This window comes from Lactobacillus sp. UMNPBX15, from assembly GCF_002553785.1.
Taxonomy (GTDB): Bacteria; Bacillota; Bacilli; order Lactobacillales; family Lactobacillaceae; genus Lactobacillus; species Lactobacillus crispatus.
The window spans coordinates 1-25,357 of sequence record NZ_PCYV01000028.1; the positions used below are offsets into that span (position 1 = coordinate 1).

At 38.0% G+C, this 25,357-nt stretch carries 30 protein-coding genes and 1 pseudogene; 5 read left to right on the forward strand and 26 right to left on the reverse strand.

All coding sequences use genetic code 11. The features are described 5' to 3' along the window. Positions 1 to 47 precede the first annotated feature (47 nt). A pseudogene (locus tag CP366_RS07415) lies at positions 48 to 206 on the forward strand (IS982 family transposase); the annotation flags it as partial. Between the two features lie 60 nt (positions 207 to 266). Here CP366_RS07415 and phoU read toward each other — a convergent pair. From phoU to rpmG, 11 genes are all read right to left on the reverse strand, one after another. Beyond that, positions 267 to 944, reverse strand: a complete 678-nt coding sequence (gene phoU / locus CP366_RS07420; RefSeq protein ID WP_005720440.1) for a phosphate signaling complex protein PhoU — start codon at positions 942 to 944, stop codon at positions 267 to 269. A 17-nt stretch (positions 945 to 961) separates the two neighbouring features. Beyond that, positions 962 to 1,717, reverse strand: coding sequence for a phosphate ABC transporter ATP-binding protein PstB (gene pstB, locus CP366_RS07425; RefSeq protein WP_065990043.1), 756 nt, complete (start codon positions 1,715 to 1,717; stop codon positions 962 to 964). Between the two features lies 1 nt (position 1,718). Further along, positions 1,719 to 2,513 (reverse strand): phosphate ABC transporter ATP-binding protein PstB, encoded by a 795-nt coding sequence (pstB, locus tag CP366_RS07430; RefSeq protein WP_005720438.1) that lies wholly within the window; start codon positions 2,511 to 2,513, stop codon positions 1,719 to 1,721. A gap of 8 nt (positions 2,514 to 2,521) precedes the next feature. Further along, complete coding sequence (pstA, locus tag CP366_RS07435; RefSeq protein WP_013085844.1) at positions 2,522 to 3,409, reverse strand: phosphate ABC transporter permease PstA; 888 nt, start codon at positions 3,407 to 3,409, stop codon at positions 2,522 to 2,524. A 1-nt stretch (position 3,410) separates the two neighbouring features. Then, positions 3,411 to 4,406: a phosphate ABC transporter permease subunit PstC gene (gene pstC / locus CP366_RS07440; RefSeq protein ID WP_013085843.1), complete on the reverse strand. Its 996-nt coding sequence runs from the start codon at positions 4,404 to 4,406 to the stop codon at positions 3,411 to 3,413. Between the two features lie 3 nt (positions 4,407 to 4,409). After that, a complete protein-coding gene (locus CP366_RS07445; RefSeq protein WP_023488539.1) occupies positions 4,410 to 5,276 on the reverse strand; it encodes a phosphate ABC transporter substrate-binding protein in 867 nt (288 codons plus the stop codon). Between the two features lie 119 nt (positions 5,277 to 5,395). Next, complete coding sequence (rplA, locus tag CP366_RS07450; RefSeq protein ID WP_005720434.1) at positions 5,396 to 6,088, reverse strand: 50S ribosomal protein L1; 693 nt, start codon at positions 6,086 to 6,088, stop codon at positions 5,396 to 5,398. Between the two features lie 77 nt (positions 6,089 to 6,165). Beyond that, on the reverse strand, positions 6,166 to 6,591 hold the full coding sequence (rplK, locus tag CP366_RS07455; protein WP_004045505.1) for a 50S ribosomal protein L11: 426 nt from the start codon (positions 6,589 to 6,591) through the stop codon (positions 6,166 to 6,168). Between the two features lie 130 nt (positions 6,592 to 6,721). Further along, on the reverse strand, positions 6,722 to 7,279 hold the full coding sequence (gene nusG / locus CP366_RS07460; RefSeq protein WP_013085841.1) for a transcription termination/antitermination protein NusG: 558 nt from the start codon (positions 7,277 to 7,279) through the stop codon (positions 6,722 to 6,724). A gap of 108 nt (positions 7,280 to 7,387) precedes the next feature. Beyond that, the gene (gene secE / locus CP366_RS07465; RefSeq protein ID WP_005720429.1) at positions 7,388 to 7,558 is read right to left on the reverse strand and encodes a preprotein translocase subunit SecE; all 171 of its coding nucleotides are present in this window, start codon (positions 7,556 to 7,558) and stop codon (positions 7,388 to 7,390) included. Positions 7,559 to 7,567: 9 nt separating this feature from the next. Further along, entirely contained in the window at positions 7,568 to 7,717 is a 150-nt protein-coding gene (gene rpmG, locus CP366_RS07470) for a 50S ribosomal protein L33 (protein ID WP_005720427.1), read from the reverse strand. A 185-nt stretch (positions 7,718 to 7,902) separates the two neighbouring features. Between rpmG and CP366_RS07475 the strand changes: the two genes are divergently transcribed. Continuing rightward, the gene (locus CP366_RS07475; RefSeq protein ID WP_089147633.1) at positions 7,903 to 9,648 is read left to right on the forward strand and encodes a 1-deoxy-D-xylulose-5-phosphate synthase; all 1,746 of its coding nucleotides are present in this window, start codon (positions 7,903 to 7,905) and stop codon (positions 9,646 to 9,648) included. Between the two features lie 46 nt (positions 9,649 to 9,694). Here the strand turns inward: CP366_RS07475 and CP366_RS07480 are convergent, their stop codons facing one another. The 9 genes from CP366_RS07480 to CP366_RS07520 all read right to left on the reverse strand — a co-directional run bounded on the left by CP366_RS07480 (position 9,695) and on the right by CP366_RS07520 (position 18,487). Beyond that, entirely contained in the window at positions 9,695 to 11,203 is a 1,509-nt protein-coding gene (locus CP366_RS07480; protein WP_089147632.1) for a gluconokinase, read from the reverse strand. Positions 11,204 to 11,319: 116 nt separating this feature from the next. Then, entirely contained in the window at positions 11,320 to 11,538 is a 219-nt protein-coding gene (locus CP366_RS07485) for a hypothetical protein (protein ID WP_005720420.1), read from the reverse strand. Positions 11,539 to 11,601: 63 nt separating this feature from the next. Continuing rightward, the gene (locus tag CP366_RS07490) at positions 11,602 to 12,147 is read right to left on the reverse strand and encodes a DNA-directed RNA polymerase subunit sigma (RefSeq protein ID WP_005720419.1); all 546 of its coding nucleotides are present in this window, start codon (positions 12,145 to 12,147) and stop codon (positions 11,602 to 11,604) included. Between the two features lie 133 nt (positions 12,148 to 12,280). Beyond that, positions 12,281 to 13,036: a 23S rRNA (guanosine(2251)-2'-O)-methyltransferase RlmB gene (gene rlmB, locus CP366_RS07495; RefSeq protein WP_005724210.1), complete on the reverse strand. Its 756-nt coding sequence runs from the start codon at positions 13,034 to 13,036 to the stop codon at positions 12,281 to 12,283. Then, positions 13,023 to 13,466: a mini-ribonuclease III gene (locus CP366_RS07500; RefSeq protein ID WP_013085836.1), complete on the reverse strand. Its 444-nt coding sequence runs from the start codon at positions 13,464 to 13,466 to the stop codon at positions 13,023 to 13,025. Before CP366_RS07500 ends, rlmB begins: the two co-directional genes overlap by 14 nt. Continuing rightward, complete coding sequence (gene cysS, locus CP366_RS07505) at positions 13,459 to 14,892, reverse strand: cysteine--tRNA ligase (RefSeq protein ID WP_089142847.1); 1,434 nt, start codon at positions 14,890 to 14,892, stop codon at positions 13,459 to 13,461. Before cysS ends, CP366_RS07500 begins: the two co-directional genes overlap by 8 nt. Before the next feature lie 90 nt (positions 14,893 to 14,982). Then, entirely contained in the window at positions 14,983 to 16,482 is a 1,500-nt protein-coding gene (gltX, locus tag CP366_RS07510) for a glutamate--tRNA ligase (RefSeq protein WP_005720415.1), read from the reverse strand. Positions 16,483 to 16,559: 77 nt separating this feature from the next. Further along, the gene (radA, locus tag CP366_RS07515; protein ID WP_005720413.1) at positions 16,560 to 17,936 is read right to left on the reverse strand and encodes a DNA repair protein RadA; all 1,377 of its coding nucleotides are present in this window, start codon (positions 17,934 to 17,936) and stop codon (positions 16,560 to 16,562) included. Next, the gene (locus tag CP366_RS07520; protein ID WP_005720412.1) at positions 17,936 to 18,487 is read right to left on the reverse strand and encodes a dUTP diphosphatase; all 552 of its coding nucleotides are present in this window, start codon (positions 18,485 to 18,487) and stop codon (positions 17,936 to 17,938) included. The genes radA and CP366_RS07520 overlap by 1 nt, the downstream gene beginning before the upstream one ends. 131 nt (positions 18,488 to 18,618) lie before the next feature. On the opposite strand from CP366_RS07520, the gene CP366_RS07525 reads away from it, so the two are divergent. The 3 genes from CP366_RS07525 to CP366_RS07535 all read left to right on the forward strand — a co-directional run bounded on the left by CP366_RS07525 (position 18,619) and on the right by CP366_RS07535 (position 20,879). Beyond that, positions 18,619 to 18,918, forward strand: a complete 300-nt coding sequence (locus CP366_RS07525; RefSeq protein ID WP_013085834.1) for a hypothetical protein — start codon at positions 18,619 to 18,621, stop codon at positions 18,916 to 18,918. Between the two features lie 67 nt (positions 18,919 to 18,985). Further along, positions 18,986 to 20,335 carry an aminopeptidase C gene (gene pepC / locus CP366_RS07530; RefSeq protein WP_089147631.1) on the forward strand — a complete coding sequence of 450 codons (1,350 nt, stop codon included), beginning with the start codon at positions 18,986 to 18,988 and terminating at the stop codon, positions 20,333 to 20,335. Between the two features lie 139 nt (positions 20,336 to 20,474). After that, positions 20,475 to 20,879 carry a hypothetical protein gene (locus tag CP366_RS07535; protein ID WP_089147630.1) on the forward strand — a complete coding sequence of 135 codons (405 nt, stop codon included), beginning with the start codon at positions 20,475 to 20,477 and terminating at the stop codon, positions 20,877 to 20,879. A 63-nt stretch (positions 20,880 to 20,942) separates the two neighbouring features. Here CP366_RS07535 and CP366_RS07540 read toward each other — a convergent pair whose 3' ends face one another. The 6 genes from CP366_RS07540 to CP366_RS07565 form a co-directional block, all read right to left on the reverse strand. Further along, positions 20,943 to 21,878, reverse strand: a complete 936-nt coding sequence (locus tag CP366_RS07540) for an AAA family ATPase (RefSeq protein ID WP_023488529.1) — start codon at positions 21,876 to 21,878, stop codon at positions 20,943 to 20,945. 110 nt (positions 21,879 to 21,988) lie between these two features. Beyond that, the gene (locus CP366_RS07545; RefSeq protein WP_005724199.1) at positions 21,989 to 22,669 is read right to left on the reverse strand and encodes a 2,3-diphosphoglycerate-dependent phosphoglycerate mutase; all 681 of its coding nucleotides are present in this window, start codon (positions 22,667 to 22,669) and stop codon (positions 21,989 to 21,991) included. An 11-nt stretch (positions 22,670 to 22,680) separates the two neighbouring features. Continuing rightward, entirely contained in the window at positions 22,681 to 22,863 is a 183-nt protein-coding gene (locus CP366_RS07550; RefSeq protein ID WP_005720404.1) for a hypothetical protein, read from the reverse strand. A gap of 8 nt (positions 22,864 to 22,871) precedes the next feature. Further along, entirely contained in the window at positions 22,872 to 23,771 is a 900-nt protein-coding gene (locus tag CP366_RS07555; protein WP_057726694.1) for a cation diffusion facilitator family transporter, read from the reverse strand. A 60-nt stretch (positions 23,772 to 23,831) separates the two neighbouring features. Beyond that, positions 23,832 to 24,512 carry a histidine phosphatase family protein gene (locus tag CP366_RS07560; RefSeq protein ID WP_061204433.1) on the reverse strand — a complete coding sequence of 227 codons (681 nt, stop codon included), beginning with the start codon at positions 24,510 to 24,512 and terminating at the stop codon, positions 23,832 to 23,834. 41 nt (positions 24,513 to 24,553) lie between these two features. Further along, complete coding sequence (locus CP366_RS07565; protein WP_061204432.1) at positions 24,554 to 25,312, reverse strand: sulfite exporter TauE/SafE family protein; 759 nt, start codon at positions 25,310 to 25,312, stop codon at positions 24,554 to 24,556. Positions 25,313 to 25,357: the final 45 nt, after the last annotated feature.

Here is a 25,357-nt window from a genome sequence, read left to right on the forward strand (position 1 = left end):
CAAGAAAGTCTATTATTATGGCTTCAAGGTCCACGCAATAGTAAGCGATGATGGCAATTAGAAGAAGCATTGAAAGCGACTTTTCTTTGCTTAGTTATTACAACGCTGAGAATAATCGAGCAAGAAGTCCAGTAGGCTTTCAACAGCGGCTAGAAATAGCTATTTTAGCTTATAATATGGCATATTGTCTAGAACGATTTAACTAGCACCACGCGTATCAACTGTTTTTTATTACAAAAAAAGCACCGCTTTTTACGGTACTTTATTTAAATCGTTTCACTTTCAGTTGAATTAGATAGTTCTTCTAGTTCACCCGTAGTTTTATAAACGACCCAGCTAGCCAAGTTAACAATGTGGTCACCGATTCGTTCAAGTAAACGGGTAACTACAAAATAGCTTGATGAAGCCATTGCACGCGAAGGATCATCTTCAATTCCATCAACGATCAATTGACGAGCTCTTACATAGTCGTGGTCAATCATGCTATCACGACTAGCCACTTCACGTGCCATTTTTTCATCATCTTGCACGTAAGCAGTTAAAACTTGAATTAACATATGTCGCACATTATGTGTCATATTAGAAATAATTTCTTCAACTTCTGGAATACGAGGATTACCTTTTACTCTGATTGTTTCCAGAGCAATACTCATAGCATTTTCACCAATTCGCTCCAAGTCAGTAGTGGCCTTTAAAATACTGATAACAACTCTAAAATCAGTAGCTACCGGTTGCTGCAAGGCCATTAATTTTAAGGCTTGCTTTTGAATATTAATTGATTCTGTAGGAATCTTTTCTTCATCATCAACCATTGACTGCGCAGTCTTTTTATCATGATCAACAAAAGCACGGGTAGCATGGTCAATATCATCGTTGACGAGGACACCCATTTCCATAAATTGTGTATTTAATTTTTTCAGTTCATCCAAAAATATTTCGTGCATCTTTTTACCTCAAAATTTTAACCAAAACGACCGTTAAGATAATCACTTGTGATTTGTTTCTTAGGTGCAATAAACATTTCTTCAGTTGGACCAGCTTCAATCAAATCGCCATTCATCAAAAAGGCGGTCTGATCAGAAATTCGTCCTGCTTGCTGCAAATTGTGAGTCACCATAATAAAAGTATACTGATGCTTTAGTTCCATCAGTGTCTCTTCAATCTCACTACTTGAAATTGGGTCAAGCGCACTTGTGGGCTCATCTAATAAAACAACTTTAGGTCTAACAGCCAACGCACGAGCAATACAAATTCTTTGCTGCTGTCCTCCTGAAAATGCTTGAGCGTTTCTAGTTAAATTGTCCCTTGTTTCTTTCCAAATAGCAGCTTGCTTAAGACTCTCTTCTACCCGCTGATCAATTAGCTCTTTGTCTTTAACACCAGCAATTTTTAAGCCATAAGCCACATTGTCATATACGGAAAACGGGAATGGGGTTGGCTGTTGAAAAACCATGCCGACTTCTTTACGTAGACTGACCAAATCCATTTTAGAATTATAGATATCTTGGCCTTCAAACTTGATTTCACCTGTGATCTTAATGTTTTCGATGTCATCGTTCATTCGATTAAGACAGCGTAAAAAAGTAGATTTACCACAACCACTTGGACCGATCAAAGCTGTTAATTCTTTTTTCTTAAAATCAAGACTGATCCCGTGCAGTGCTTCATAATTGCCATAACTTAGATGTACATCTTTTGCTGAAATTATTGTTGTCATTTTATCCAAAACTTCCCTGAATATAGTTTTCAGTAATCTTACCCTTAGGATTAGTAAAGATCTCTGCCGTTGAATTATATTCAATTGCATGTCCTAAATGGAAGAATGCAGTATAATCACTAATTCTTGAGGCTTGCTGCATGTTGTGAGTTACCATAATCATAGTATACTTACTCCTCAACTGCTTAAGGGTATCTTCCAGTTTAGAAGTAGAAACAGGATCCAAAGCGCTGGCAGGTTCGTCCAGTAGTAAAATTTCTGGCTTAACAGCTAAAGCACGAGCAATGCATAAACGCTGTTGTTGACCACCCGACAATGCTAATGCACTTTTATCCAGCTTATCTTTAACTTCATCCCATAAAGCAGCCGCACGCAAACTTTCTTCTACAACTCGATCAAGTTCTGCCCGATCCTTATGTCCATCTGCCTTCAAAGCATAAACAATATTTTCTCTAATTGATTTAGGAAATGGATTAGGCCGCTGAAAAACCATGCCAATGTTTTTTCTTAATTCATAAACATTGATATTAGGCTTATTCACATCTAAACCATGAAACCAGATTTTTCCGTTAACAGTTGCTACTCGATCATTCATTCGATTTAATGAACGTAAAAATGTTGATTTACCTGAACCCGAAGCACCGATCAAAGCTGTAATCGTGTTCTTTTTAAATTGAAGACTGGCATCAAATAATTTTTGTACCTTACCGCCATAAAGAACACTTAAATCTTCAGTTGATAATTCCAAATCATCATTTGCAAAAGTTTTAATATAGCTAGGTTTTAAATCTTGCATTATTTCACCTACTTAGCTGCAGTTAACTTGCGGTACAATTTATTGCCTAAATAACGTGCACCTAAATTAAATACGATTACCACAATAACCAAGAGCGCTGAAGTAGCTGCTGAAACAATCGTGGCATCAGGAATAATTCCTTCAGTATTTACTTTCCAAATGTGGACCGCCAATGTTTCGGCTGGCCGCATTACATTAAGTGGACTAGTTGGACTAAATGGATTCCAGTCCGCATAATTGACTGTTGATCCACTTTGTCCCGCTGTATAGATCAAAGCAGCAGCTTCCCCGAAGATTCGGCCCGCACTCAAAATAATTCCAGTTAAAATTCCGGGAAGAGCAGCGGGTAAAACAATTCCGCGAATAGTTTTCCAATTAGATAATCCTAAAGCCAATCCTGCTTCACGTTGATCTTGTGGGACGCCCTTGATTGCTTCTTCAATATTGCTAGTTAAAATTGGCAAATTAAAGAAGGTCAAAGCTAAAGCACCAGAAATAATTGAAAAACCAAAGCCAAATTGAACTACAAACAATAAATAACCAAATAAGCCAACTACAATTGATGGTAATGAACTAAGAATTTGAATTGTAGTTCTAATCAAATTGGTCACCCAATTATCTTTAGCATATTCTGCTAGATAAATTGCTGCTCCTAAAGCAATTGGTAAGGAGATAATAGTAGTCAAAATTAACAAATAAATTGAATTGAAAAGTTGATCACGTACCCCACCACCAGCTTGGTATGATGAGGCTTCAGAACTCAAAAAGTGCCAGGACAAATGTGGAATACCTGTAATCAAGATATCACCTAGGATACCGGCCAAAATTAATACAACAATTCCTACCAAAATATAGATAATCGCCGTAGCTAATTTATCTTTCTTTTTTGCATCCATATTACTTTTGTCCCTTCTTTCCAATTAACTTAACTAGGAAATTAAATACCAAAGACATAATTAAAAGCAATAATGCTAATGACCATAATGCATTGTTTGGCAAAGTTCCCATGACCGTATTTCCCATTTGACTAGTTAATTGGCTAGTTAATGTTGCTGATGGACTGACCAAATTGTATGGCATCAAGACGGCATTACCGATAACCATTTGTACGGCTAAAGCTTCACCGAAGGCCCTTGCCATTCCGAAGATTACCGCCGTCAAAATTCTAGGCGTAGCAACTCGCAAAACAACATGATAAATAGTCTGCCAATGCGTAGAACCTAAGGCCATTGAAGCTTTTCTAAAATGACTTGGTACAGCCTTTAAACTATCAACCGTTAATGATGTGATTGTTGGTAAAACCATAACGAACAACACCAACGTAGCTGCTAAAATACCAAAACCTGTTCCACCAAATAGTTTTCTGATCACAGGCACGATGATAGTTAATCCCAAGAAACCATAAACTACAGACGGAATTCCAACTAATAATTCAGTCACTGACTGTAAGAAATTGGCACCCTTTTTAGATGAATATTCAGTCATATAAAGAGCTATTGCAATTGCAAACGGGGTGGCTACCAATGCTGCTAAAAGAGTTACTAAGAACGAAGTAACGATCATTACCGCAGCACCAACATGATTCTTGCCCTCACCCGGGTCCCAATCAGTTGAAGTCAAAAAGTGAAAGACATTAACATGATCGCTGACAAAAGTAGCCAAGCCGTGATAGCCGACAAAGCCGATAATTGAGACAACTAAGACAATAATCAAAACAATTGCCAAGTAAGTTAAACCCTTGCCCCAATATTCTTGATGAGTCTCTTTAGATGGCTTGGTTAATTTATCAATATCAACACTAGTCGGACCCATCTTTTTTAATTTAACGTGTGGAACGTGTTGACTAGCAATTGCTTGATCAACAACTTCCTTTAATTTATCCTTCTTATCCATGAACTATTTTCCTATTTGTGTAACTTGATTCTTGCTATTACGAGTTACTTTCATTTCATTGATACTGAGGTACCCAATCTTAGGTACAAGATCTTTTTGTACTTTTTCACCTAACATATAATTAATAAACGCTTTAGTTTGTTTGTTGGGCTTACCCTTAGTGTACATGTGCTCATAACACCAAATCTTCCACTTATTAGTAGTAATATTTTTGTTAGTTGGCTTTACCCCATTAATACTCAACTTTTGAATATTGGTATCATGAGCATAAGGAAAGGACAAGTAACTAATCGTACCCGGCGTTGAATTAACAATCTTTTTAACGGCACCGTTAGAGTCCTGTTCTTGCGACTTAACTGGTTTTGTTCCTTGTAAAATTATATCTTCGAAAGCAGATCTAGTACCACTTCCCTTAGAACGATTGATCACAGTTATGGCTTCATTTTTGCCACCTAGTTGCTTCCAATTCGTTAATTTACCAGTGAAGATCTGTTTCAATTGCTTTTGCGAAACATTTTTCACACCTACACCCTTATTAACAATTGGAACAATACCAACTACTGCAATTTTATAATCACGAAGTTTCTTGGCATCAATTCCCTTTTGTGTTTCGGCAAAAACATCAGAGGTTCCAATCTGGACTGCACCAGCTTGAACCTGGCTCAATCCTGTACCTGATCCTCCACCCTGCACGACAATGTTGCTGTCTTGATGACTTAAGCGATAATCATTACCTGCTTGTTCTGCTAAAAGCTGCATTGCACTTGAACCAACAATAGTGATTTTAGAACCATTATTAGCACAGCCCGTAACAAAAGCTAGCATTAGCACCAACATAATGACTAGTTTTCCAATAGAATGCTTTTTCATGACATTATCCTTAATATATAGATTTGTAAGTTCAATTTATGATACCATGTTCGAAAATAATAGGTCAATGAATAGAAAAAAGCCTCGCAATAGCGAGGCTTTTAATAGTCTATTTTAAATTAGTCCAAGTTTAATGGATCAAGCTTGATCCCTGGGCCAAAGGTTGCTGAAACAGCAACACTCTTAATGTATTGACCCTTAGCTGAAGCTGGACGAGCACGTAAGATAACGTCGCGTAATGCGTCAAAGTTTTCAACTAATTGGTCTTCAGTGAATGATACCTTACCAATAGGAGTGTGAATAGCTGCTTGGCGGTCAACACGGTATTCAACTTGACCAGCCTTAACATTCTTAACAGCCTTTTCGATATCCATAGTAACAGTACCAGTCTTAGGGTTAGGCATTAAGCCCTTAGGTCCAAGAATACGACCTAAACGACCTACCTTAGCCATCATCATTGGAGTAGCTACTACAACGTCAAAGTCTAACCAGCCGCCTTGGATCTTTTCTACCAAGTCATCTGAGCCAACAAAGTCAGCACCTGCAGCCTTAGCTTGATCAGCTTGTGGGCCTTCAGCAAATACTACAACGGTTTGGGTCTTACCGGTACCATTTGGTAAAACGATAGAACCACGAATTTGTTGGTCAGCTTGCTTAGGATCTACGCTTAAGTTGTAAGCTACATCAACAGTAGCATCAAAGTTTGCGTATGAAGTTTCCTTAACAAGTTTCATAGCTTCTGCTACTGAGTATAATTTATTTGAGTCTACCTTCTTGGCAGCATCTAAATATTTCTTACCATGCTTTGGCATGTGATTTCCTCCTTGTATATGTGGTCAAACGAGCTTCTCTTAACTCTCCCACCTAATTTGTTACCTAAATAACAGGATTAGTCTTCGACTTCAATACCCATACTTCTAGCGGTACCTTCAACCATGCGCATGGCAGCTTCAATATCAGCAGCGTTAAGGTCTTTCATCTTAGTCTCGGCAATTTCCTTAACTTGGTCCTTGGTTACCTTACCAACCTTCTTGGTATTAGGTTCACCAGAAGCCTTTTGGATCTTAGCAGCTTGCTTTAAAAGAACTGGTGCTGGTGGAGTCTTAGTAATGAATTCGAATGAACGATCTTCATATACAGTAATAACTACAGGGATAATCATGCCCTTTTGGTCAGCGGTTCTAGCATTGAAGTCCTTAGTAAAACCAACAATGTTAATACCAGCTTGACCCAATGCAGGACCAACTGGAGGTGCTGGGGTAGCAGCGCCAGCTGGGATTTGTAACTTAACTACGTTAATAACTTTCTTTGCCACGGTCAAAACCTCCTTGATTCCGTGATGCGGTTAAAATGGAGAATTTTCCTTTTTTCTCCTCCCACAATAATAAACGTACCGTATTAGAATAACATCGTTTGGGTACAATTACAACTAAAAATTCTAAATATTATTCGTTTTCGTCAAGCTTCTTAACTTGATCATAATCAAGTTCAGCAGTAGTCGCACGACCAAACATGTCAACTGATACGTATAATTTGTACTTATCTGGTTGAATATCAGTAATCTTACCTACCATGCCATTAAATGCACCTTCAGTAATAGTTACTGATTCGCCAATATCAAAGTTAGCTACTGGTTTCTTAGCAGGTTGACCTTGATTCTTAAGCAAACGCGTTACTTCTTCATCAAGAAGTGGTGATGGCTTAGAGCCACCACCGTGTGAGCCAACGAACCCAGTTACATTAGGTGTGTTTCTAACGATGAACCAACTTTCATCAGTCATTACCATTTCAACTAAAACATATCCTGGGAAAATCTTTTCTTCAATTTCTTGTTTCTTGCCGCGAACGGTTTCTACTTTTTCTTCTTCTGGAACCATTACACGGAAAATGTAGTCTTGCATCCCCATGCTTTGTGCACGTGACAACAAGTCTGACTTAACCTTGTCTTCATAGCCTGAATAAGTATGCAAAACGTACCATTTCTTTTGTGCTGTTTCGACCATATTTTTCTCCTTAAATTTTAGGTAAACAAAAAAACCTCCCACAGAGGTTTTCTTTTAGCTGTCAATATTATAGCATGAATCGCTGATAATTTCTAATTCTGCTAGCAATTACATTAATCTTTGAGTCAACCAAGTGAAGAGCCAGTCAAGTGCACCTAAATATGCCGCAAATAAAATTGAACTAGTAATAACAGTTGCTGTATCACGTCTATTTTGCTTTGCGGATGGCCATTTAACCAATTTCATTTCATGACCAACACTCTTAAAAAACTTAATCATTAGCTTTATTTACCTCGTTTCCTTATGCAATGTCTTCTTACCGCAATGTTTGCAAAACTTTTGAAGTTCAAGTCGCTGAGTGCGATTCTTACTTGCGGTGATTGAGTAGTTGCGTGACCCACAAACACTGCAGGCTAAGGCTGCTTTTTTCACTGCCATAATCTCACTTCCAAACTTTTATAAAAACACATACTTACTCAGTATTTTATACTGTTGCCCCTTCCTACGTCAATAATCTGATTTACATTACTAAAAGTAATCGAGCTCAATTACAACTAAATATTTTTATTTTGATTTTTGCTTATCTATAATAAGTGTAACTACTTGTTAGAAAGGACATAATAATGAATAAACATCCTGAATATCTATTGAATAAAATTTCTGGTCCTGCTGATTTAAAAAAATTATCTCTTCCAGAAATGGAAAAGTTAGCCAGTGAAATTAGGACTCTAATCTTAGAAAAAGATGCCGCTGAAGGTGGTCACCTAGGTCCCGACTTAGGAATTGTTGAAGCTACAATTGCTTATCACTATGTTTTTAATGCACCAAAGGACAAGATTGTCTGGGATGTTTCCCACCAAACTTACCCGCACAAAATGTTAACTGGACGTGCACTCGCTTGGCTTGATCCAGACCACTATGAAGATGTAACTCCATATAGCAACCCTGATGAAAGCCCATATGACTATTACGCCGTCGGTCACACATCTACCTCAATTGCCTTAGCAACTGGGATGGCTAAAGCACGCGATTTAATGGGCAAACATGAAAACATCATGGCCTTAATTGGTGATGGTTCAATGACCGGTGGTCTTGCTTATGAAGGGCTAAACAACGCTGCAATTGAAAAGCATAACTTAGTTGTAGTGGTAAACGACAATCAAATGTCAATTGATGATAACGTCGGTGGCTTAGTTACTGCTTTAAAGAAACTGCGTGATTCTAATGGTGAAACCAAAGAAAATCCATTTACTGCAATGGGCTTTGATTACCGTTATGTCGCAGATGGTAATGATATCCAATCAATGATCGATGCTTTTAAAGCAGTTAAAAATGTTGATCACCCTATTTTGCTTCATATCAACACTCTCAAGGGCAAAGGTTATCAACCTGCAATCGACAACGAAGAAGCACACCACTGGGTAATGCCATTCGATTTAAAGACTGACAAGACGACAGTAGCAATGCCTGAAGGTCCGACCGCTAGCTCTATTGCACTCGATGTTCTTGAAGATCACATCAATAATGGTGAAAAGATCATGGCTATCAATGCCGCAATTCCCGGCGTTTTCGGCTTAGACAGAATTAAAAACAAATATCCTGAAAACTACCATGATGTAGGAATTGCTGAACAAGAATCCGTTGCCTTCGCTGCCGGAATGGCTAAGGAAGGTGCAACTCCAGTTTTATTTGAAAATTCAACCTTCTTGCAACGTGCATTTGATCAATTATCACACGATGTTGCCGCTAATAATTTACCAGTTGTAATGATGGTTGCTGGTGGTGGCATTTCTGGCACAAGTAAGACTCACCTAGGTGTGTTTGATCAAGTAATGATTTCTAACTTGCCTAACTGGATCTACCTTGCTCCAACTAACTTAGCCGAAGAAAAGGCAATGATGGAATGGGCTATTAAGCAAAAGAAGCACCCTGTAGCAATTAAGATGCCTACCAAAGATGTTCCTGAAGGTAAAGAAATTACTGCTGTTGACTATTCAGAAATCAAGTACGACATTAAACCAGGTAAAGATGTTGCTGTTTTAGCGTTAGGTGATATGTACGATATGCTAGGTAAAAAGGTGGCTGAAAAGACAGGTGCTAGCTTAGTAAATCCAGTTTCTGCTAATATTTTAGACACTGCCGCTTTAGACAAATTGACTCAAGAAAACAAAGTTATTGTTACTATTGAAGACAATATTTTGGACGGCGGTTTTGGTGAAAAAGTAGCTTCCTACCTTGGCGACAAGGATATTAAAGTACTCAACTACGGCCAAAAACGTGTCTATACTGATCAAGTACCTTTGAAAGAAATTTTGAAAGACAATCGTATGACAGTTGATCAGATTGTTGAAGATATTGAAAATGCTTAATAGTTAATCAATCTATGAAAAAAAGACGCAATGCGTCTTTTTTGTTTTACTCAAATTTCTGTGGATGCTTATCTTGAAACTGAGCCAAATCTTCATAAGAGGCTTCAAGTTCATGCTCAATTTTTCGATAAACGAGAATCAATTCTTGATAAATCGCTACATTTTGGGGATTTGGAAAATAAACTTGGCTTTCGGCAGTACGCTTTTTAATCTTTTCCAGGTCTGGCTTATCTTCTAATGCAGTTTTAGCTAAAAACATAGCTGCTAGGGTACCACACTGCTCATTTTTAATTACAATCACTGGTAAGTTAAAAATGTCCGCGATTAATTGTCTAACAAAATCACTTTGCACAAAGCCACCAGTAACACGTAAAGCTTGAGGCTGTCCCACTTGATCAAGCAATCCTTGAGAGGCGCCAAGCAAGTTAAAAACAATTCCCTCCAAAACACTTCTAGCCATCTGCGGTTTAGTGTGATTTCGCGTCAAGCCAACAAAAGATCCACGTGCTTGAGCATTCCAAATTGGAGCTCGTTCACCACCAAGATAAGGATGAAACAACAATCCATTACTTCCAGCCGGAGCAGTTTGTGCCACATTTAAGACGTCCTCTGCCGTTTCATCTGGGCCAAAAATTGTTTTTCTGGCCCAATCGAACACAATTCCACCATTATTTACAGGGCCGCCAAGCAAATAATGTTTGGCGTCAACAGGGTAACAGAAAAAGCGATTCTTTTGATCAACAATTGCCTTCGGTGCAATTACTCTAACCGCACCAGAAGTGCCAACATTCAATGCAAAATCTTTCTCATCCAAAACGCCGACACCAATCGTTGACAAATACCCATCGCTTGCGCCCAAAACGATTTGAGTTTCATCATTTAAACCCAATTTAGCACGATATTCTGGAATAATTTTACCCACAGTAGATTGTTGATCAGCAATTGTCGGCAATTGAACTTGATCTAGCCCAATCTGAGCCAATATCTTTTCATCCCAGGTCAGCGTTTTTAAATTCATCATTCCACTGCCAGCAGCCATAGTTGTATCAGTTAATATTTTTCCAGTTAAGCGCCAAATAATATATTCTTTGATACTAATCCATTTTTTTACTTGTGCAAAAAGTGTTGGCTGTTCTTCTTTAAGCCACAGCAATTTATACACTGGCGCCATCGGATGTGGCGGCATCCCCGTTTGCTGATAAATCATTCTTGCCCAGCCCGACTTTTTTGCCCGCTGCACTACATCACTACTACGATTATCTGCCCAAGTAATGCTGTTTGTCAGTAACTCATTATTTTCACCTAAGCCAATTAAGCTGTGCATCTGACTAGACCAAGAAATTGCCAAAATTTTACCAGATGCTTTCTGACTTAATTGATAAATCATTTTCTGTACCGCGTCAAAAATAAGCTGTGGATCTTCTTCAGCCTGCCCCGCTTCTTCCTGAATCAATGGATAGGAAATTGCCAATTTAGCTACTTCACTTCCATCTTCGCCATACAACACACCTTTAGTCGCAGTAGTTCCTATGTCTATGCCAATTATATATTTCATCTTTAAAATTCTTTCTTAATTTTAGTATAAAAAAACAGCCACCGGAGAAGGTAGCTGTCTTAGTGGTCAAAACTATGCGTGACCACGGTGCGTAGAACATTGTTTTTTAGTCGGATTTACTTCTTAAGATTTTCGTTAACGAAGGCTTCGATTTTATCGTCTGAGTCTTTCAAAAATGGAAGCATATCTTCTTCCGTCTTCATGGTATCTCTACCATTCTTTTCCATAAAGTAGTCCCAAAGGGCATCTCTAACTGGCATATCTGAATCACTCCAGTCAAAAGCTTCCTTCATGTGACGGTCTAACAATGCAGTCTTAATAATTTCGTCTGCCATCTTAAATTACCTCCTAAAATATTCTACATTACTTATTATACCGCACTTTCTTTTGATCAGCTATCAAAAAAGCACTTTCCGCATTTTCTGTAAAGTTCGTGCTCGAGCTCTGACCAGCTTCATTGCTTCAATATTTAGATGATCAATCGCATACTCTGTACTTATCTCGCCAATTATGGTTAATAATGCAATTAATTCAACGTGTGACAAGCTATTAACAAAATTATTGTAAGTCTCATCAACTGGAATCGATAATTCAGAGCGGCATGGTTCATTCACGCTTCCTTGAATGTCCGCCTTTTCTAGCGGGATCGATTGACTATAGATTTGCCTGCGACGTGCCATATTGTAACGTACCAAGGTCCGTGCATGATTAAACAATTTAGTTTTATATAAACTACTAAATTTTCCCTTTTGAGGCGAGAAAACTAGTGCTGCTTCATAACAAACAATCATTGCCTCTTGATCCCAATCTTTGCGATCATAATGATGCAAATAGAATTGCTTCACGATTGAATTTACTAACGGCTCATATAAATGAAACAATTTTTCTAAAGCTTGGTCATCTCCTGCCCGTACTTTCTTAATCAGCTTCTCTTCATTAATCATTCAATTTATCCTCCACCTCAAAGAATACAGACTATCCCCTGAGTTTGAGAAGAAAACACATGTTTAATGGACAGAAATGAGCTTTATGTATCTAAAAAAGTAGACAAAACTCACACTTTTGTCTACTTTCTGTTTATTTTACTAATGGATTTCTACTATTATAAGCTTGATAAAGCAATACCCCGGTTGCCACACTAGCATTTAAGGATTGTACGTGACCAACCATTGGCAAAGTAATAGTTTGATCCATCTGCTTTTTAAGTAATGGGGCGATGCCTTTACCTTCGTTACCAATTACCAGTACAGTCTTGCCTTGGGCATTCCATTCACGATAATCAGTACCTGCCATATCAGTTCCAAAGACCCAGTAACCGCGTTTCTTCAGTTCTTTAGTAGTTTGAACTAAATTATTAACGCGCGCTACTGGCACATAATCAATTGCTCCTGTAGATGTTTTAGCTACTACCGAAGTTAAGCCAGTCGCGTGACGCTTAGGAATAATGATCCCATCAACGCCAGTAGCATCGGCTGAACGCAAAATTGATCCCAGATTGTGAGGGTCTTCAATAGAATCCAACATTAATAAAAATGGTTCTTTACCTTCTGCATCATACTTGTCCAGCAATTGATTTAAATCTGCATATTCAAAGCTAGAAATTGCTAAAACTAGACCTTGGTGATTGCCACCAGCAACCAAACGATCAAGCTTATTTTTAGGCACGTCTTGAACAACTAAACGCTTTTTTTTAGCTAAACTATAAACTTGATTAGCAAATTCTTCTTGTACACCGTGTTGCAAAAAAACCTTATTAATCTTGTCGGCACTTTGTGTTTTTAAATAATCAAGTCCGGCATGGCGTCCAAAGACAAAATCTTTATTTGAAGTCATAATTTTTCAGCCCGTCCTCTTCTACAGTATCAATACACCACTTGCTTAAGTCTGCCACTCGATCATTTTTTCCCAGTAAATAAAGATAACCAATCATTGCTTCAAAGCCTGTTGATAATTGGTATGTTTTCAAGCTAGTATTCTTAGCCTTAGTATGACTTTTAGCATTACGTCCACGACGAAAAGCAGCTAATTCATCATCCGTTAACATTTCTTCATCTTGCATCTTAGTTACCAACGCAGCTTGTGCTTTAGCTGAAACATAGTGAGTCGCTTCACGCTGCAATACTTGTGGTTTAACGATACCGCCTTTAACTAGGTGTCTGCGAATAATTACTTCATACACTGCATCCCCTAAATAGGCTAAAGTTTGTCCATTTAAAGTATCCGGATTAACATCCTCTTCCGTTAGTTTTTTTATTTTAGTCACGAGTCCACCTAGTTCCTTGTGGGGTATCTTGAATAGTGATCCCCATTTCCTTTAATTGATCACGAATTTGATCACTAGTTGCCCAATCTTTATTTGCTCGAGCCTCATCACGCTTTTTAACTAAAGCGTCAATTTCATCGTCATTGGAGCCAGCATTTTTAACGCAAAGCTTATTAGTATCCACGCCAAACACTAATAACCAACTAGCTAATTTCTCTTTAAACTTTTGCAATTCTTGCTTGTCAGCTCTAGCAGCATTAGCGTTGGCATTGACTACAGGCAACAAATCATAGATAGCTGTTAAAGCATTTTGGACATTAAAGTCATCGTCCATCGCCTGTTCAAATTTTTCGTTAGTTGCCATAATCGCCTGTGCTAATTCGGCTGATTCTTCACTAGCTGTATCATCTGCTAGACGGTAATTAATATTAGTCAAAGTATTTTTAAAGCGATCTAAAATTGTAGCTGCTTGTGCTAAATTTTCAGCAGAATAGTTAATTTGGCGGCGATATTGTACGCTAGCCATGAAGAAGCGCAGTACTTGCGGATCAACTTCCCTTAAAATATCGTGCACTGTTACGAAATTGTGCAGTGATTTAGACATCTTTTCCTGATCTTTACCGACAGTTACAAAACCGTTATGCAGCCAATAATTAACAAACTTTTTCCCGGTCTTAGCTTCACTTTGTGCAATTTCATTCTCATGGTGCGGAAATTCAAGGTCTTGACCACCACCATGAATATCGATCGTATCGCCTAAATATTTGGTACTCATGACAGAACATTCAATATGCCAGCCTGGCCGTCCCTTGCCCCATGGTGAATCCCAAGCAATTTCATCGGGTTCCTTTTGCGCCTTCCACAAAGCAAAATCGATTGGATCTTCTTTGCGGCTTTGTTCTGTATCGTTAATGTGCTCTGAAGCACCCTCTTCAAGCTGTTCAATATTTTGATCACTTAACTGACCGTAATGCTTAAACTTTTTGGCACGATAATAAACATCGCCGTCTACTTCATAAGCATAGCCATTGTCAATTAGGCTTTTAACAAAAGCGATAATGTCATTAATTTCATGAGTTGCACGGGGATGCAAAGTCGCCGGCTCAATGTTTAGCGCTGTCGTATCAGCCAAAAAAGCATTGATAAACTTTTCAGCCAATTTGGGTACAGTCGTTTTTTCAGCTCTCGCTTCGTTGATCATCTTGTCATCAACATCAGTAAAGTTAGAAACATACTTAACGTCATAACCCTTATATTCAAAATAGCGTCTAATGGTGTCAAAAGCAATTGCGCTTCTGGCATTACCAATGTGAATATAGTTATACACCGTTGGTCCACAGACATACATGCTGATATGTCCTGGAACTAATGGCTTAAATTCTTCTTTTTTACGCGTCAGTGTATTATAAACTCTCACGGCTAACACTTGTCCCTTCTGTCAAAATAACTAATTTTTATTTTAGCAGATGAAAAAAGAAGCTGCATTTATTTGCAGCCTCTTTTTCAATTTATCTAATTAAAGATTATTAGCACTCATTTGCTTCAAGGTTAAATCAATGTGTTCTAATACACGTTCTTTACCTAAAAGCTCCATTGCTTCGCCAATACCAGGTCCAACCATTGAACGCGTGGTAGCAATTCTAATTGGCATAAAGAGCTTTCTTCCCTTGATGCCAGTAGCCTTACGAGTTGCTTGAATAGCGTTCATGATTTGAACTGAAGTAAATCTTGGGATGAGGTCTAATTGCTTCTTGAATTCTTCAATTACACCACGGCCATCATCATTCTTGATTTCTTCGATTTCTTCGTCTGAAAGATCCTTAGCTTCTTCAAAGAAAATCTTAGCCATGTCTACAATTTGCTTAGTGTATGACATTTGTACTGAGTAGATGTTAACCAATTGACGAACCCATTCCATCTTTTCTGGTGTTGGATGCTCATCAACAAGACCTGCTTCTTGCAAGTTGTTCAAAGCTAAATCAAGCAAAGTGTCGCGATCAGCCTTCTTGATGTATTGGTTGTTAATCCATTCAAGTTTCTTTTGGTCAAAAGCAGCAGGTGACTTAGACAAACGTGCAGGGTCAAATTGCTTGATGAATTCACGCTTGTTAAAGATTTCGTTTTCACCCTTTGGTGACCAACCAAGAAGAGTAATGAAGTTAAACATAGCTTCTGGTAAGTAACCAAGATCACGATATTGTTCAATAAATTGAAGAACTGATTCGTCACGCTTAGAAAGTTTTTTACCAGTTTCTGAATTAATGATCAATGTCATATGACCAAACTTAGGAGGTTCCCAACCAAGTGCCTCATAAACAACTAATTGCTTAGGTGTGTTAGAAACGTGATCATCACCACGAAGTACGTGAGTGATCTTCATCAAGTGGTCATCGATAACTACGGCAAAGTTGTAAGTTGGCATTCCGTCACGCTTTTGAATAACGAAATCCCCACCAATAGTGTCTGATTCAAACTCAAGGTGTCCCTTAACAATATCATCCCATGAATAAGTTTCCATTTCTGGAATATGGATACGAACAACTGGCTTTAAGCCCTTAGCCTTTGCTTCATCTTGAGCTTGCTTAATTTCATCAGCAGTCATACCCTCATATTCGTAAGTATAGTGAGGTGCAACACCTGCAGCACGTTGTTCTTCACGTTGTGCTTCAAGTTCTTCCTCAGTCTTGTATGAGTAATATGCTTTACCTTCATCGATCAATTGATCAATATACTTTTGGTAAATTTCTTTTCTTTCTGATTGACGATAAGGACCATAGTCGCCACCCTTATCAGGACCTTCATCCCAGTCAATTCCTAACCAGTGAAGGTTTTCCATTTGAGACTTAGAACCGCCCTTAACATTACGCTTTTGGTCGGTGTCTTCAATTCTCAAGACCATAGTACCCTTGTTATGACGAGCGAATAAATAGTTAAAAAGTGCAGTACGTGCGTTACCAATGTGCAAGTGACCAGTTGGACTTGGTGCATATCTTACACGGATTTTTTCTTTAGCCAAAATTCATGCCTCTTTCAAAAAATAGTAAATTCAAACAATCTTAGTTTACTCGTTATATAGTAAGAATTCAATTAATGCTAGCCAAAAACTAATTTTAAAGCTTGGGGAATACTCGAAACGGGAATTACCTCAATGCCATGATCTTTTAATCCAGAATACATATTATGCCGTGGAATAAAGATCCGCTTAAACCCTACTTTAGCCGCTTCTTTTACTCGTGCATCGATTTTATCAACTCGGCGAACTTCACCAGTTAAGCCCACTTCGCCTACAAAACAATCTGTCGGCGAAATTTCTTTATCGGTATAACTGGATGCAACTGCCATGGCAATTGCTAAATCAATTGCTGGTTCATTCAATTTAATCCCACCAGTTGCAGTCAAATAGACATCTTGATTCTGCAACATTAAGTTTCCCCGCTTTTCAAGCACCGCTAGCAGCAATGAAGCTTTGTTAAAACTAATACCTGACGTGGTCCTTTTAGCATAGCCAAAAGCTGTCGGAGTAACCAAAGCCTGAATTTCTGCTAAAAGTGGCCTAGTTCCTTCAAGCGATACCACCACAGCAGAGCCAGTAGAATTAGGTAGTCTTTGGTCCAGAAAAATTGATGATGGATTAGTTACCTCTCTTAAGCCTTCATTAACCATTTCAAACATTCCAATTTCGTTTGCTGCTCCAAAACGGTTTTTAACAGAATGCAAAATTCGGTAAGAATGGTGTTCATCCCCTTCAAAATAGAGAACGGTATCCACCATATGTTCCAAGATCTTAGGCCCAGCAATCGCACCCTCTTTTGTAACGTGGCCGATAACAAAAACTGTAATGGCATCCATCTTGGCAATTTTCATTAATTCACTTGTTACTTCACGAACCTGTGAGGCAGAGCCAGTCATCGAATCAAGACTTGGTTCATTCATAGTTTGAATGGAGTCGATTACAACAAAGTCAGGCTTAACATCATTGATTTGTTCGCGAATATCATGCATGTCAGTCTCTGGATATAAGAGCATATTACTTTGACCTACACCCAGTCGGTCAGCCCGCAATTTGATTTGGTTAGCTGATTCTTCTCCCGAAACGTAAAGCACCTTATATTTTTCAGATAAGTCACTCATAATTTGTAACATCAAGGTTGACTTACCAATTCCGGGATCTCCACCAATTAAAACTAGTGAGCCTGGCACAATACCACCACCTAAAACGCGGTTTAATTCCTCAGATTTAGTGACAATTCGTTCTTCTTTTTCAGCTTTAATCTTATCCAGCTTTACCGGTTCATTTAATCCAGTCTTCTGAATCAAACGACTAGCAGTTGCCTTAGTAGAACGCTTTTGCACTTCTTCAGTTTCTTTTTCAAATTGATTCCAGGCACCACAGTTAGGACAGCGGCCTAAATAACTTGCCGAAATATAGCCGCAAGAACGACACTTATATTGTGTTTTTACTCTAGCCATTAATCCCCCTTCTTTTCATTAGTTGATCCAAAGCCGCTAACTCTTTTTCGACTAATTGGATCATCATCGTCGGTCTTCAAGTATTTGATAAAAATGCCTTGAGCAATACGGTCTCCCTTCTTGATGTGCAAGGGCCGTACGCCATAATTAATCATTTGTACAAAAATTTCGCCCTCATTGTTAGGATTATTGTAATAATCTGCATCGATAACGCCGATCCCATTTGGCAAAGCTAGATTACGCTTAAAAGTATTAGATGAACGATTAGCTAAAATCAACACTTCATCTTCTGGCATATAAGCTTTAAGTCCAGTTGGCACTAACAACGGCTTTAAAATCTGATCCGCCATCTCATAGTCGCGCTCATACAGCTGGTGTCCATTTCTAATCAACCTAAAAATTCGCACAAAATTTAGTCGCCAAATGCTAGGGATAGTAATGTCTTCAGCCGCTTCGATGTCATAGCCTGCACTGGCTAGGGTCTGTCTGCGAGGAAGATTAATTTCCTGATCTTGATACTTTTTGACTACTTCAAATCCACGTGTTTTCATTCCAAAGCTCCATTTATCTTTTATTTTGACAGTTATCTATTTTACAATGTTTTTAGTCAACACAAAATAAATAGCTCTCTATTATTTATTACGCAAAAAAATGAGATTATTTTTTTAAAAAGGAATTTTTTATGAATAAGCAAGATACGCACCAAATTTTCACTATAAAAAATGAAGAAGACATACTATTATCTAGCGTTACCTTAGATAAAATCGCTCGCAAAGACAGTAATGTCTGGATAATGAACCATTTTTTTATTAATCCACAATTTAATAGTCAGGATTTGCTTGAAAAACAAATGCAAAAAGTTTGGCAATTAGCTCAAGAAACTAACTTACCCATTTGGCCGCTTGATCCTATGATCATTGACTACTTCACCCAGCATCCTCAATTTCACAAAATTTGGTATCATCGTCCATTTAATCGATAAGATTATTAGACGACTCATTTTGAATAAGATAAAATTAATTTAAGTACTTATAAAGGAGGATTTTTTTATGGTAAAAGAAATCAACAATGATACTATTAATAAATTTGAACAAGACTTAGCTAACCACCCTGTTTTTGATGTTGCTAGTCACGCTGCTCAAGAAAACGGTATCTACAAAGCTAGTCAAAACTTACAAACTAAGATCGACCTAGATCCAACCTTCTCAATCGAAATTGATACAGGTAACCCTGCCGATCAAAAGCAGTCTGGTCGCTGCTGGATGTTCAGTGCTTTAAACACTATGCGTCACCCATTACAAAAGAAATTTAAGTTAAAGGACTTCGAATTATCTCAAAATTACACTAACTTCTGGGATAAATTTGAAAAGTCTAACTGGTTCTTTGAAAATGTGATCGCAACTGCTGATAAGGACTTGGGCGATCGTAAAGTTTCATTCTTATTTGCGACTCCTCAACAAGACGGCGGTCAATGGGACATGCTTTGCGGTATTATTGAAAAATATGGTATCGTTCCTAAGAGTGTTTATCCAGAAACTGCTAATGCTACTAACTCTAGTGCATTAAACGATACTTTAAATACTTTACTTCGTAAAGATGGTCTTGAATTACGTAGACTTGTTAATGCTGGTAAATCAGAAGCTGAAGTACAAGCTCGCAAAGAAGAAATGTTAAACGATGTCTTCCGTGTTCTTGCAATTTCACTTGGTGTTCCACCAAAGAAGTTTAACTTTGAATATCGTGATGACGACCACAATTACCATATTGACGAAGATATTACTCCTAAGGAATTCTTTGATAAATATGTTGGCATGGATTTAGCTAACCACATTTCCACAATCAATGCCCCAACTAAAGACAAGCCTTTCCACAAGGTCTTCTCAGTTGAGTATTTAGGTAATGTTGAAGGCGGCCGTCAAGTTCGTCACTTGAACTTAAAGGTTGATGAAATGAAAGACCTCATCATCAAGCAATTGAAGAGCGGCGAAGTTGTTTGGTTTGGTTCAAACGTTGTTAAAGATTCTGAACGTCGTGCAGGACTTCTTGACACTAACCTTTACCGTCGCGATCAACTATTCGATGTTGACTTCTCAATGTCTAAGGCTGACAAACTTGATTCAGGCGAAAGTATGATGGACCATGCTATGGTTATTACAGGTGTTGATATTGTTAACGGTAAGCCAACCAAATGGAAGATTGAAAACTCATGGGGCGAAAAGCCTGGCTTCAATGGTTACTTCGTAATGAGTGATTCATGGTTTGATTCATTTGTTTACCAAGCAGTTATCAACAAGGACATTTTGCCAGAAGATCTTAAGAAGGCTTACGACGAAGGCAAGAACAATCCTATTCAATTATTGCCATGGGATCCAATGGGTGCCTTAGCTTTTAAATATTAATCCAAAACTTCTAAGAGTTACGTTTTTAAGGCGTAACTCTTTTTATTCATAAGTGTTAATTCTCGCTTATACCTTCGTTACTAATTACAATGAAAGCGCATTTAGTAGAGCTTATCATTTTACCTAGGAGGTATAAAACATGACAGATTATTCAAAAAGACAATTAAAAGCTTTAGATAGAATTTCTAAGAAGATTGAGGATACTGAAAGTCACCTTGCTAGAATTGAAGATTCAGTACCTGATCGTCGTCACCGTACTGCACAACATGAAACGATTAAGGATATTAAATCTATTTTGAAACATGCTAGAAAAGTCGGCGAATACGATGCTAAGATTGATGCCAAAGCTGATGAAAATGAGTATGTTTACGTTGAAGATGAAGAAGGCGTCATTAAGGATCTTGAAAAAGAATTCAAAGACCTTGATGATAGACTTTGCAAGTTAACCGATGTTGATGGCTATGACATCAAGCGTTATCGTGAAGAACACCATTCACTTGAAAAGGCTAAAGAAGTTTTAGCTAAGGCCGGCAAATTGAAGTAAAACAAAATATAAGTAAATTACACAAAAGACGTAGTTAGATAAAATGTTCTAACTACGTCTTTTTTACCAAATATGTAATAAGCGGGTTGGATCTAACTTACTTAAGTTGAACTGATGCACATGTTGCTTTTTATTTTCCGGAAATTCTTTCACAAAATCCGCTACATTATACAAACCAGTTGAATATGTCCAAACTCCCTTAACCTTTCTGATCGGATCCAACATCTCATTTCGAATTGGATAAGCTGAAATCAAAAAGTGCTTGTGATGAAACTTAAAGACAAAATATGGCAACTTGAACTGCTTAACTGCTTCATCTTCAGTTTTAGCAATTGAAACTACATTTCGATAAGTTCCATACTTTTCTGTAAACTTGTCATTAAATGAAAAATAAAAGTTCGAGATATGCACATGTGGAAAATCTTCTTCATCTACCATGTCAGGAACCGCAATCACATGAGCATAACGATCTAAATTTGTCTCACGCTGTGACAACGCATGATCCATCTGATTTGGCACAACTTTATGTGCCCAGTATGGTACTTCTGGATGTGCTTCATAAGAACGATACATTTGCTTAACCACTTCAGGCTTAACCCAATCGTAATGCATTCTAGTCTGATTACGCTTAAGCAAACTCTCTAAGGTAGTATGTTCCATCAGATCTACTACAAAGCATTCATAGTGATACTTGTCTACCCAAGGCTTAAAATGTTCAATCGCACTTGGAACGATATGCGTCCCATCCACAATAACAGTTTCGCCATATTCCATCTTGTGTTCTACAAGGTGATCCACCATTTGCTCAGTACGCACAGTTACGTGCCGCGGAATGACTTGGTGTAAAACATCCGCATCCTCTTGATAGTAAACTGTCAAATCCGCCAATAGTAGCCTAATTTGATCACGACTGATCGCATAAGGATTTAAGTGATGGCGAGCAATAAAAGAAGATTTACCGGAGCCAGGTGCACCTCGTAATAAAAATAATTTACGCATGCCTAATACTCCAAACTAAATATACTAGAAATCATAATAGATTTTACCATAGATATGTGTAAAACCTCATTTAGAGCATTAAAAAAATGCACTAAGGTGCATTTTTAACATTATTTACGTAAAATTTGTTTGTTAATAATCTTTAAGTGCTCATCCATAGTATAAACAATCGGTTCCGCATTAGGAACTTCCAGTTTTACGATGTCATGATCATTAATTTGCTCTAGCTTTTTTATCAAAGCACGCAAACTTGAACCGTGGGCTACGATCAGTTGGTCTTCACCATTCATCAATCGAGATGCGATATGATCATAATAATATGGCATGAGTCTTTTCTGAGTTTGATGTAAACTTTCTGCCCGTGGCATCAAATGCTGATCAAAATGCTTATAACGGCGATCAATCATTGGTGACCCCTGCTTAGGTGGAACTGAATCAAAACTACGTCGCCACAATAGAACTTGTTCCACACCAAATACTTTACGTGAAATGTCCTTATTAAGGCCCCTTAAAGCACCGTAGTGGCGTTCATTCAGCCGCCAGGTCTTAGTCATCGGTAGCCATAATAAATTGCAGACATCGGCTACTATATTTGCTGTCACAATTGCACGGGATAAGACTGAAGTATGAATGTGGGTGGGAGCAAAATCCGAAATGGTTTTAATCAATTCACCAGCTTTTTCTGCTTGTTCTTCACCTTTTTTAGTCAACGGAACATCGTTCCAGCCAGTATAAACATTGGCAGCATTTGCCACACTTTCGCCATGTCGAACTAATACTAATTTAGCCATTCTAAGATTCCTTACTTCATTAATACTCTAACGATCATAACAATTCCTGCGATCGTGAAGATAATTCCTAAAGCCATAAAGGCTCTAATGCCGCCTTTATTGGTAGGTTGCTTACGCCTATTAAAAGCATAGGACATGTCATAAATACCCATAATCAATACAATAATCGCTGTAAAAATATTAACATTAAACATTCTTTCACCTAATCTTCGTTAATACCGTGGCCTGGAACGATCATCTTGTCTTTTCTGCCACGCTCGCACTCTGCTTGTAAGGTAATATGATTAATACCTAACTCTTTTTGTAACTCCTGTCCAATATCTTGGTATAGCTGCTCTAATTCATCGGCTCTTAATCCTGGGGCTACATTAATATGCGCGTCCATCATAATAAAGTCATCGCTGTAGCGCCAAACATGGACATGATGGATATTTTGAACTATGGGGAACGATAAAACAATCTTGTTCACTTCATTCAAGTCGATATCAGGATTAGATTCCATCAAAACATTGGCTGCTTTCATTGTAATTTCATAAGCTTCATGCAAAACAAAGATTGAAACTAAAATAGTCAAAACCGGGTCAAGCCAAGTTACGTTCCAGAAGTAAATGAAGATCGCACCAATTACAACCGCTACACTGGACAAGGCATCACTTAACATATGAATAAAAGTTGACCGTACATTCAAATTAGCCTTGGAATCGCTATGCATTGCTAGCATTGAAATAATATTGGCAGCCAGCCCAATAATCGAGACAATCAGCATAATGCCACCGTGAATATGTTCCGGCTTCCAGAAACGTTGAATTGCTTCAACAAACAAAACCACACTGATCACGATCAAGATAACGCCATTAGTAAAAGCGGCTAAAGTTTCAGCTCTTTCATAACCAAAGGTCTTAAACTGATTACGACTTTTGCGACTAATCAGGTGCGCCACAAAAGATAAAATAATTGCACCAACATCACTCAGATTATGAACTGCATCTGAAAGCAGTGCTAATGAACCTGAAAAAATACCACCTATAAATTCAGCAATAGTAATAACAACATTCAGTAGAGTTACGAAGACATAACGCTTAGTTGTATGATCTTTATTCATAAAATATTTTCCTTTCGTTATCAGTGTACCAAAAAAGGCCCTACTTCGGCAGTAGGACTTTTATAGCTCTTCAGCATCTACATTATAATCAACAATTTCAAATGAACCGTCATCGTGCAAAATTCCACGAGTAACGCTCCCATTATTTGGAAAAACAATATCGTTTTTGCCATTACTCTTATTCCAATATTTTATGGACAAAGTTTTAATAAAGTCACCATGGCTAACTAACAAAACTCTTTGTTCATCTTTAGTTAAATCGCGCAAAACGTCAATTGCCCGTACCATCCGCTCATCTAACTCATCCTGATTTTCCGCTAAATGACGCGGATCAGCCTTTTTTGTTGCTGCACGAAATTTGCGCAAGCCTACCTGATTGATGATCTTAGTTACATCATCTTCATGGCCAATTCCTGCGGCTAGTGCTACTTGCTCCCAAGTCTGGTTAATATCATCGCCTTCAAAAGTTCCAAAGAAGACCTCACGAAATTCAGGCAGCTTTTTAATTTTACCAATATCCGAGACCACATTAGCATCCTTCATCAAGTGAACGGTATCAATTGCTCTCTTCAAATCTGATGAATACATGTTATCAAAGTGAACTTGACTCAAGGCCTTAGCGGTTCTCTTTAGATCGTTAATCCCCTTCACGGTTAGAGGAGAATCGCACCAACCCTGAACTTTGTCCAATTGGTTAAACATTGTTTCACCATGACGTACCAAATAAACTTCTGTTGCCATCAACCTTAGCCCCCTTTTCATTGCTTAATATTGTACCAAACTTATTGCAGGTATGCCGTATAAAAGAAGTAACCGGCTTGAATGAAGGCCAAGCTTGCAATGAAAATTCGAACTGGCTTTTCCGGTACTCGTCTTAAAATAGCTGGCCCAATATAACCACCAATAAACATCCCGATTGCCAAAGGAATCGCTTGAAGCCAATAAATATGCGAAGTAAACATAAAGATAATTAAGGCTACCAAATTGGCAAAACCACAAATCACATTTTTAATAGCGTTAATAACAATAAATCGATCATTAGTAATATAAGTTAAAAGTACTAGTACGATGACTCCACCAGCTGCACCAAAGTAACCCGTATACATCCCCATAATTAAAAGTGCAATAAAATAAATTATTTTAAGCCATGTTGGTTGCGCCTTAGTATTTAAACTATGATGTTTCCCAGAAACAATAATCATCAATCCTGAGAAAGCAATAAAGAACGGTACTGCTTTTTCAAAAATCTTTGGAGGAAAAGATAGAAGCAAAATACAACCCAAAATTGATCCCACAACTGTAAAAATGGTATAGAACCAAACTTGCTTCCAATGTCCTTTTAATTCCTTAGTCGAAGATACAGTTGAACCGATGCTAGTCCAAATTAGCGCCGCATCATTAGTTACATTAGCAAATACTGGTGGAATTCCTACTGCTAGCAAAACTGGGTATGATGCAAGTGATGCCATTGAGGCCACTGACGATAATAAGCCACCTGCAACACCACCTAATAATAAGAAAATTACGGTCCAGATTGTCATTTTTTAATTCCTTTCCTAAAATTGTCTAGTTCATTATAATTCTAA

Coding starts and splice junctions, on each gene's coding strand:
- CP366_RS07520 (WP_005720412.1), bottom strand. CDS start 18,487: ATGAAAACACGTGGATTTGAAGTAGTCAAAAAGTATCAAGATCAGGAA.
- phoU (WP_005720440.1), bottom strand. CDS start 944: ATGCACGAAATATTTTTGGATGAACTGAAAAAATTAAATACACAATTT.
- CP366_RS07560 (WP_061204433.1), bottom strand. CDS start 24,512: ATGGCAACAGAAGTTTATTTGGTACGTCATGGTGAAACAATGTTTAAC.
- rpmG (WP_005720427.1), bottom strand. CDS start 7,717: ATGGCAGTGAAAAAAGCAGCCTTAGCCTGCAGTGTTTGTGGGTCACGC.
- rlmB (WP_005724210.1), bottom strand. CDS start 13,036: ATGACTTCAAATAAAGATTTTGTCTTTGGACGCCATGCCGGACTTGAT.
- pstA (WP_013085844.1), bottom strand. CDS start 3,409: ATGGATGCAAAAAAGAAAGATAAATTAGCTACGGCGATTATCTATATT.
- CP366_RS07480 (WP_089147632.1), bottom strand. CDS start 11,203: ATGAAATATATAATTGGCATAGACATAGGAACTACTGCGACTAAAGGT.
- CP366_RS07485 (WP_005720420.1), bottom strand. CDS start 11,538: ATGGCAGACGAAATTATTAAGACTGCATTGTTAGACCGTCACATGAAG.
- secE (WP_005720429.1), bottom strand. CDS start 7,558: ATGATTAAGTTTTTTAAGAGTGTTGGTCATGAAATGAAATTGGTTAAA.
- CP366_RS07475 (WP_089147633.1), top strand. CDS start 7,903: ATGAATAAACATCCTGAATATCTATTGAATAAAATTTCTGGTCCTGCT.
- radA (WP_005720413.1), bottom strand. CDS start 17,936: ATGGCTAGAGTAAAAACACAATATAAGTGTCGTTCTTGCGGCTATATT.
- pstB (WP_065990043.1), bottom strand. CDS start 1,717: ATGACAACAATAATTTCAGCAAAAGATGTACATCTAAGTTATGGCAAT.
- CP366_RS07550 (WP_005720404.1), bottom strand. CDS start 22,863: ATGTTTAATGTTAATATTTTTACAGCGATTATTGTATTGATTATGGGT.
- pepC (WP_089147631.1), top strand. CDS start 18,986: ATGGTAAAAGAAATCAACAATGATACTATTAATAAATTTGAACAAGAC.
- CP366_RS07490 (WP_005720419.1), bottom strand. CDS start 12,147: ATGATTAATGAAGAGAAGCTGATTAAGAAAGTACGGGCAGGAGATGAC.
- CP366_RS07540 (WP_023488529.1), bottom strand. CDS start 21,878: ATGCGTAAATTATTTTTATTACGAGGTGCACCTGGCTCCGGTAAATCT.
- pstB (WP_005720438.1), bottom strand. CDS start 2,513: ATGCAAGATTTAAAACCTAGCTATATTAAAACTTTTGCAAATGATGAT.
- CP366_RS07525 (WP_013085834.1), top strand. CDS start 18,619: ATGAATAAGCAAGATACGCACCAAATTTTCACTATAAAAAATGAAGAA.
- CP366_RS07555 (WP_057726694.1), bottom strand. CDS start 23,771: ATGAATAAAGATCATACAACTAAGCGTTATGTCTTCGTAACTCTACTG.
- CP366_RS07565 (WP_061204432.1), bottom strand. CDS start 25,312: ATGACAATCTGGACCGTAATTTTCTTATTATTAGGTGGTGTTGCAGGT.
- rplA (WP_005720434.1), bottom strand. CDS start 6,088: ATGCCAAAGCATGGTAAGAAATATTTAGATGCTGCCAAGAAGGTAGAC.
- CP366_RS07535 (WP_089147630.1), top strand. CDS start 20,475: ATGACAGATTATTCAAAAAGACAATTAAAAGCTTTAGATAGAATTTCT.
- CP366_RS07545 (WP_005724199.1), bottom strand. CDS start 22,669: ATGGCTAAATTAGTATTAGTTCGACATGGCGAAAGTGTGGCAAATGCT.
- pstC (WP_013085843.1), bottom strand. CDS start 4,406: ATGGATAAGAAGGATAAATTAAAGGAAGTTGTTGATCAAGCAATTGCT.
- nusG (WP_013085841.1), bottom strand. CDS start 7,279: ATGGTCGAAACAGCACAAAAGAAATGGTACGTTTTGCATACTTATTCA.
- CP366_RS07445 (WP_023488539.1), bottom strand. CDS start 5,276: ATGAAAAAGCATTCTATTGGAAAACTAGTCATTATGTTGGTGCTAATG.